Genomic DNA, 8,820 nt, shown 5'->3' with positions numbered 1-8,820 from the left:
CTGGCGACTGCTGGAACCGTATTGGCATTCACGCCAGACTGCCCCGCTAATTTGCCAAGATAGCGTTGCGTGTTCCCCAGCAAACCCTCGTCTTTCAGACGCGTGAGCAGGCCAGCTTTTTCAGCTGTTTCATGCGCTTGCGCTGAGACACCAGCTGGGTATAAAGTCAGGCTGCTGAACGTCAGCAAGACGATGCTGGCAACGCTACGCTGGAACAAGGTTTGGCGAATCTTCATAACAGGTCTTCACTATTTTTTCAGGAACGGCAATCTGGCCGCTTGGTTCGTTTGGGTACTTGAGGTAATCAGGGCTTAGGCTGGAAAAGGTTGTTCGCAATCGCCATTCCGCTATTCCATTGGGCTGCGATAACATTACCTTCTATATGGCCATCAGAGTCACGGATGCAGGCATAAGGGGCGAGGATGCTGCCCCACATATTGACTTGTGTAAAATTAATCAGGTCGGCATCTGGAAAATTAAAAATGAGTCTACGCTTTTGAAGCTGGAGCGCGCTATTGTCCATGCCAAATACGACTTTACGAAGTTTATTGCCAGTTATATTAATGATGACATACGCATCCTGCCGGATTTGAGCGACTTCCAGGCTACGCTTGTTAGTCACCTGGTCGTAAGTCAGATGGAAAACTTCTACATCCTGGTTGCTACCGGTCAGCGTCAAGATGGAGTCCCATTCCAGTTTGACAGAACCAGTATCACGCATGCTGTTGAGTTGTTCGCTCATGGCCGTCAAGTAGGTACGTTCGGCAACGAAGTCAATTGGAATAAAATCACTTTTTCTGAAGTCCAGGTAGGCACCAATGTTTTTGTCTTTACTAACGCCATAAATCCCGTAATTGTTGTTAGGGTCGTAGCTGCCAACCCAGCCACCATCGAAACGCACAATGGAGCCACCAACAATGAGGGCGGGGCCCACTTCATTCGCGGGAATCTGGTTGCCGATGTTAGCGGCATTAGTGCTCAGATTGCCTCCCAAGGCCAGATGCCCGTCGATATTTTGCATACCAGTGACATTGCCAAAAAAGAATCCAGCATAGGCGCCAGCAGTTCCAAAATCGATGCCAGCGGCCAGCACCGGTAATTGCGTACTCAGGGCCGTAGCGACAATCGAACAGCGAATCAGATGACGCAATGTTGGTGTGGCTTTACCGGTTCGGCAACTGGTCCGACACACAACAGCCGATAGGTGTTTCTGCACTTTTTTTAGCAGCTTCATTGGGATATCTCGACTCATTTTGCACTCCTTTCGAGTGCACGCATTAATTGACTTAAGCTTGCTTGCAACCTGCTCTTGACGCTGGTGCTGCTACGTTCGCTGTAGTTGACTGCGGCGCTGGCATAGAGCAAAGCAGTTTTACTATCACTCTGGGCCAACGCAGCACTTACGCTGCTTAGACTTTTTTGTAAGCTCTGACGAACAATGCCATCGTTGCCGCCTGTACTCATCGCTGCGACCAAGGTATTAACGTCGTTGAGCAATTGATCAGCACTCTTGACCGTAAAGTTCAGCATCTCCGTTTTGTACAAGCGTTTTGTACCATTAGCATCGACTGAGCTGATGGTTACCGGCAAGCTGAAGTCGCCCCCAGTAGCACCAATACGGATGTCAGCAACAATTTTTTTGCTTTGCGCAGCAGGGACGGGAAGCGTCCAAACAATTTTCTGCACCTGTGCCGGATCAGTATTTGCTAACGGGCTACTGCTTTGCAAAACACTGTTGGATGGCAAGGTTGCGACTGCCTCGATTTGAGCGTCGCCCCCTTGATTAGTGACGTCTAGCACAATGTGCAGAATATCTCCGGCAACCAATTGACTGCTAATTTGCTGGCGCTGTGTGCGTTTGAGCGCGGGCACCAGCGTTTGCTTCCAACGGGTATCGCTATTACTCTCAAGCTGAGTTTCCCAATCAAAACCAAGTGCCAAAGTGTTACCACTTCCAAGTTGGTTACTAACGATGGCAGCAGCGCTACTTGCCAAGCCAAGATAATTGGCTTCCAGTTTGCCACCGCCGGCTGCTTGCAGTTGCAAGGCACCTGTGGAAAGAGGTAATTGACTTGCTTGCAGAGGCGCTCCGCAGATATCGGTCTGCGGCACGACTTTTCCACCGGTTGCGACGGTGGCACCTAAGCTATAACCGAACAGACTGTCGAGTTTACTGTTGCGACCAGCATGCAAGCCATCGACCAATAAGCCAGCGCCACTATACGCATTAGCCCACAATTCCATTGCAGTACTGTCACGCTGACGCACACCAGCACCGCTGATCCAATAGCTGTCATAGTCCCCTTGACGCAACTCTTTAACAAATGCGTTCTCATCCATAACCACTGTCGCTGCAACTCCCTGACTACTCAGATACTGATTCAGGAAGTTGTTCTTTCTAGTATCGCAGGCAGCAAGTTTAGCGGGGTCGTCAACGACAGCCGACTTAGCACCGCAGCTTCCTTGTACGGCATCGATCGCACGGGCACAACTACTCCATACCAACACCTTATTATTGAGTTGACGCGATAAACTGGTATTCAATACGATGCTCGGGGAGCTGACCGTAAAACTGTCTTGTGCGATGACGACTGGTGAGGCATTGCCTATAACGCTGAGTAACTGTGCACTGTAAGTATCTGCCTGCCCTGGCGTAAAGCTACGGGCTTTTTGGTAACTCGCCGCGACGGCAAGACTACTTGGATCATCAGCACTAAAGACGATTTTTCCTTTACTGTCACTGACTTTAAGGCTCAATGTCAATCCTGTGATTGCGTTGCTACCTATGTTTTGTGCGGTAGCATTGAGGACAACGGTATCACCCAATGTGAGCGTACGTGGGGTGGCCGTGAGACCGCCTTGCAATTTATTGAGTGGTGCAATGAGCGTCAGGTTATCTTGCGCAAGCACACGCTCTTGTCCGTTGATGAGAACCACCAGTTGTCCCACAACGGTCGTTCCAGTGACACCATTGCTCAACCAGCTGCGGTTGCCATTCAAGACAACAGTTTGCTTTAGATCCATACTAAATGCTTGTTCGATGATGACCTTATTGGCACCAGGATCGACCACGCGGAACTTTAATGCTAAACCGGTCAAGTCAGTGTTACCACGGTTGCTGACACTGAAATTAAAGTTCGCCATTTCGCCAACAGCAATCTGTTTCGGCACAGCAGTCATGCTACCGACTAAACCACTGCCAGTATCGGAACTGGAGCTAACTTTGAATTGTGTCGCACTTTGGCTCAGCAGCGTTCCACCGCTATCTTTAACTTGTAAGATAGCCTGATATTGGCCCGCCGGTGCCGCCAGCAAAATCAAAGGATATAGATATTCTTTACTAGCGTTTTGCGCCAATTGCGTTATGGTTTCACTCTGTGTAAAGCGCAAACTGCCATCCGGGTTGATTACCTGTGTAATGATTTGCAGATTGTTACTGAACTGGTTGACCGCCCTATTCTGAATACGGTCTGTCAGTTGAACCCGGTCATTACTCAAGTAGCTGACTTTATCGCTGGTAATCTGACTGAAAATAGCTGGATTGTTATTATCAACAGCGGTAATAGCAAATGTCGCTGAAGCAGTTGTGACGACACGATCATTGCCATCGTAAAGCGTCGCAAGAATTCGATAATTGTTTCCGGCTAAGGTTCTTGCAGTATTCCAGTTACTGGCCTCGGTTACTACAGCACCAGCAGCAAGATTAGCGAACGGAACGCTACCCAACGCAGAAATCAGACTACCATCAGGCGCCAAAACATCGAATTTAACGCGGCCAGAATTTATATCTACACCGGTATTGGTGACCTGAGCGCTCACACCAACTTGGCTATCTGCTCCATAGCTCACCTTATCTGTCGCTAACCCAAGAGTCATAAACGCCGACGCGGTAACACTAGGAATGTCTATTGGTGCATTGACGGCTCCGTTCGTAAACGAATTTCTAAACGTCAAGTGTGCATCGCTGGAGAGTGGCCTTACTTCTCCTGGCTGTAGATCGCTGAGCTGTGTATCGAAACTAATCGATTGACCGTTGCTAGTGACACCTTTTAAGTTCCAAATAGCTGTAGTCGATCCATCACTATTTTTAGTGATCTGCGATGGTGCAGTATCCGGATTAAGCATCGTTACATTCGCTGGGAAGGTCAGACTCAAATCCGTATTGATACCGCCCAAACGATCAAGGATGACGGGCAACCAGATTGACACCCACGTCGTCGTCGCCAAATTTGTACTGGTGAAAATATTGTTCTGGCTTGCCCACGAGCCATCTGAAGCTTGGCTTGCCAACAACCATTCAATCGCACTGCGAATATATGGTTCATCTGGAGACGGGTTCAAGTAATCCAGTGCATATCCCACATGCGCAGTGACAAAAGCATCACCAGCATATCCAACATCGACACCCCAACTACCGTCTTTGCCTTGCCTGGATCTCAACAAGCTCGCAAGAACTTGCATTTTTGCTTTAATCGCATCGCGTCTTGGCAAATCACCTGCATAGAATTTTGCAGCCTCGCCCAAGCCCAATAATTGATGCGCCAGAACCAGATTATTTGCACTGGAACCCAAGTCTAAGTTTTGCAACCACTGGCTGGCGTGATCGATGCTTACACCAATTTGTGCACGCTTTGCTACCGGATCAACAACCTCTGGCAACAATTGGTAAAGACCAGGGTTACTACGACTAGCAAAATATACTTTTGCATCACTCGTCGTAACCATATAGTCCGTCCTTAGATCACTTAATGTACCAATTTGATTCCATTGTGCATCGTACGAGTAAAGTCCAGATATATTACCGACGACCCAGCCCTGTTTATATTTTGCAACCATTACAGGATTGGAAGGTGTGGTTGCAAGAGAAATGGTCGTCTTATCCTTTTTTACAAGAATAATTTTTGAATCGGCCACTGACGGAACCAACATTTCTCCTGTATCCGTAAAAGAAAATATCGTTGGAAGGCGGACAACCCCAGAGGCCAAATACACACTGTCCTTACCGCTGTCGTCGATTTGATAGATGGTACTGGAGTCATAATCCGCGCTGAATAGCTGACCACTTGGATCATAATTCAACGCACCCAAAGCCGGGTTCGTATTAAGCTGCTGTATTGAACCATCGAATCCAAGCTTCATTAAACCTTTACCTGTAGCGACCAAGATGGCCTCCCCACCTTTTGCCACTACCATCGCACCTGGATACCGCAAACCAGTCCATTGGATACCTATAGTCCCATCTGACTTAATTTGGGTTACTGTATCTACAAGTGGACCTGAAAGACAGGTAAAGTATAAATTGTCGCGCTGATCGCGAACTAGTGCGCCTGTACTTGCACAGTCAATTGCGGGTAAATAACGTTTAGTTTGGAAATTTATATCAAACTTAGTGGTAGGTATTTTATCAATGTAATTGTAGAGACCGATTAAACTCTTTACATTTAACGCGGTATGGTCTGCTGCATGCGTCCACTGACCTATCCACGGATAATCATAATCCCAATGACCATCACTTTTTTGTACGCTCTGTATAAATTCTGCGCCCCGTAGATGGGTCGCAGCAACATCTTCCTTGTCGTGCCATGAATCAAGTGACCACATCGCCAACATGCTAGATGTCTGACGATAGTAAAAATACTTATCGTAAAACGCACCATCTTTTTGCATACTTCTTTTCAATAGCGCATACAGGCTATTACGTTGGCCTTCATCAAACGTCGCGAAGCGACGATTCGTTTCACCACCGACCAATGCCTGAGTCTGTACATGACAACCAAGGCAATTGTTTCTTGCACCCCAGTTCGCAGCCTGCTGATCGTTATAGGTAACAGATTTTTGTATGGCAGCTTTGACGAGCGGCGCCAATGGATCGCTAATAACACCGCCAGCGACGTCTTGTCCGAGTACGTTTATTGTTGCGCGAACGGTTTGGGTACCGGTTCCAATCGTCGATTTGTTGCTTGTATATGCAGCTTTAGCTGAATCACCAACGTACACTGATCCAATAACTTTACCTAGACTTGCATCTGCCGTAGTTAATTCAAGGCGATAACTACCTGCGACAGTAGGCTTCCAGTCCTGGAACAGGATTGATCGCAGACTGTTAACTGAGATGTTTTCTGATAAAAAAACTTGCTCTGTATGTGCGACAGAATTGTCTTTAGCGTCAACGACGTTGAGAGTAAATGCCTGGCTGAGCAAATCTGTATTGCCATCATTTTGCACTATTGCTGAAAGCTTGACTGTGGTATTCGTCCCTGCCTGTAGTACTGGCGGATTGGCCGTCACAGAGCCAGCAAAATGCATTTGATTATTGATATTAACCGCTGCAACACGTTCAATCAGCACATTACCCAATGGCGTGGTGCGGCTAATGCTTCCGGCCTCTACAATTTGTACGGTCAGCTGATATGTACCTGGTAAATTCTGCGCTGAATTCCAGATTAGTTTAACCGGGACTTCCTCACCAGGATTAAGTTTGATTTGCCCTATCAATTTATTGTTTGCATCAAACGCAGACCCACTCCAAGTCCGTTTTTGAGTGGAATCGGTCACACGCAACAGCAATACCACTGTCGCGCCAGATTGCCCATTATTTTTAATCGTCGTATTCACAACCACATCGGCATTGCTTCCTATGGTCGCTGGACTAACAATTAAGTTGCCTAAGCCAAACGATGCAGTGCTCTGAGCAGACAGTATGAGGTCTTGCTGAAAATCTCCTGGAGCTTGTGGCTGCACATTCAAAATTGTAGAGTCGTAACCCACTGCACTCACTCGAACAGAGAAATTCCCCGCGTCAATATTCGTAATCAAGTAGGTACCGTCGACCCCAGTTGTCGCAAGCAATTGGCTTCCAACAATTTGCACTGTCGCATTATTGACTGCTTTCCCATTGGTATCGAGTACGCGGCCGGCAAGACTGGATTTAGTTAGGTTGGGTACCAGCGACACGGTACTCGCGTCAATTTTCGATCCAGGCACGGCAACGAAAGTCTGATTAACGGTCGCATATCCGGCCAGAGAAAAAGTCGCTGTATACGTACCAGTCGGTATTTGAATATCAAATTTCCCTTGCGAATTACTATTACCGCTAAGCGCTGCAGTTCCACTCAAAACGATACTGACACCAGCTAGCGGAGTCCCCTGCCCCGACGCTACAACTTGCCCTACAAAGTGTATTTCCCCCGGAACATTTTGGTTATTCGCATATAGCAACGGTGAAAATACCAAAGTTTGCCCTGCCACCACATTAACGTTAGCCGATGCCGATTGGAAACCTGCAAAGTTCGTACTAATCACGGCACTCCCAATTGGCAATCCAATTAATTCGTAACGGCCGCTTGCATCTGTGGTTACTGATCTGGTCACTGCCCCACTAATCGTCACAGTAACACCTGCCAGAGGAACATTGCCTGCCGCATTCAACACCACCCCTTGCAAGCGAGCGGTGTCGTTGGGCTGCGACATTACGATATTCCCCAAATTATAGGCCTGACCTTCAGCAAGCACGACGCTCCCGTTTAAGCTGACATAGCCAGATTTAATTACAGCGAAGGCATAGGAAGCCGCTGGAAGGTTCGCAAACGAAAAATTCCCTAAACTGTCCGTTAACGAATTTTGTGTCGCAGTGGCAGTTAAAGTAACACTAGCTCCAACTATAGGTTGACCGGTAGATTGATCAACGACGCGACCTTTTACCGAACTAGTGTTTTTTGCGGGAGTGTTTAACTGGGTTGAGATTGCTCTCAACACTAAGGAAGTTGTAAATGGATCTTCATTCCAACTACCATTCGGCAGCTGCTTGGAAGTAAAAAAGTTTTGGGCATTATTACGCACCGTTGCATCGGTCGTTACTGGAGCAACAGCAAGCAGCGCATAGGCAGAATAATAGACATCACCAAACCAACCACCATCAACACCTTGCCTCTGAAGCAACCAAGATGTCAAATTCTTTATATTTAGACTAAAGCTTAAATCCGCGCTACTTTGCAAAGCCATCAAAGTTATTGCGCTGTATAAGGTTCTTTGCATGTCAGTCCTGCCATCCACCCCGCCATCGGATTGGATTTGCTTCTGCAAATAAGCCCTTGCTCCTGTAGCAGCGGGACTGCTAGCACCATTTGACTGCGCCAAAGCAAGTACTGCCCATGCTGTATCTAACGGATTACTGGAATATCCTTCTGCACCACCAAACCCTCCATCCAAATTTTGCAGCTTCGCCAGCTCGCCTACCTGAGTACTTACGTCCCATCCTGACAAGCTTAAAGAAATAATTTTTCTTGCATTAAACTCAGTGTTGCTTTCGGGATCTGCATTAATGACACTAGTCAAAGAAGTGGGTGGTGCTGCCAGTAACTTCAGTGTTTGCGCCGTTTCCGTGCGGGCTTGTAGCTGGAGTGCTATCGAAGTTCGTTGACCAGACAAGCTACCATCAGATTGCACTTGCGACACAAGCCATTGCATTCCTTTATCGAATTGAGGTGAAGATTGATTTTGTGCAAAAGCTGAACTCGAAAAAAATAGCCCAACCCAAAATGACAAGCGTAAAAAACAAGCAAATAATCGAACCACACCCAACCCCTAATAACGAGCAAACTCAATTAATAACAAATTGAACATTAATGTAACTTAATACATCAATCAAAACCCCTACTTTTCAAAAATATATCAATCTCTGTGCTTTTTTTCTAACAAAATTACCCTAATTTTGACCAGACTTAAGTGGAAGCATCAAAAAAACTTCACTGCAATTCCGATATCAACATGAGATACTTAATGGCATATTGTCAGGAAAAAGAAAGACTACATTGATTCCTG

Annotated in this window: 3 protein-coding genes; all 3 read right to left on the bottom strand. The window is 46.9% G+C overall.

Annotation, left to right across the window (positions count from 1 at the left end):
- Positions 1 to 236: hypothetical protein (locus tag H8K47_RS09775; RefSeq protein ID WP_186881205.1), on the bottom strand; the 236-nt coding region annotated here is incomplete at its 3' end.
- Positions 237 to 304: 68 nt separating this feature from the next.
- Positions 305 to 1,252 (bottom strand): choice-of-anchor A family protein, encoded by a 948-nt coding sequence (locus H8K47_RS09770; RefSeq protein WP_186881204.1) that lies wholly within the window; start codon positions 1,250 to 1,252, stop codon positions 305 to 307.
- Entirely contained in the window at positions 1,249 to 8,574 is a 7,326-nt protein-coding gene (locus tag H8K47_RS09765; protein ID WP_186881203.1) for a carboxypeptidase regulatory-like domain-containing protein, read from the bottom strand. The genes H8K47_RS09770 and H8K47_RS09765 overlap by 4 nt, the downstream gene beginning before the upstream one ends.
- Between the last annotated feature and the right edge of the window lie 246 nt (positions 8,575 to 8,820).

Origin of the sequence: Cognatundibacterium rugosum (assembly GCF_014284365.1) — a bacterium.
In the GTDB taxonomy this organism is placed as follows: Bacteria; Pseudomonadota; Gammaproteobacteria; order Burkholderiales; family Burkholderiaceae_D; genus Undibacterium; species Undibacterium rugosum.
This window is presented reverse-complemented; position numbering and strand designations above follow the sequence as displayed.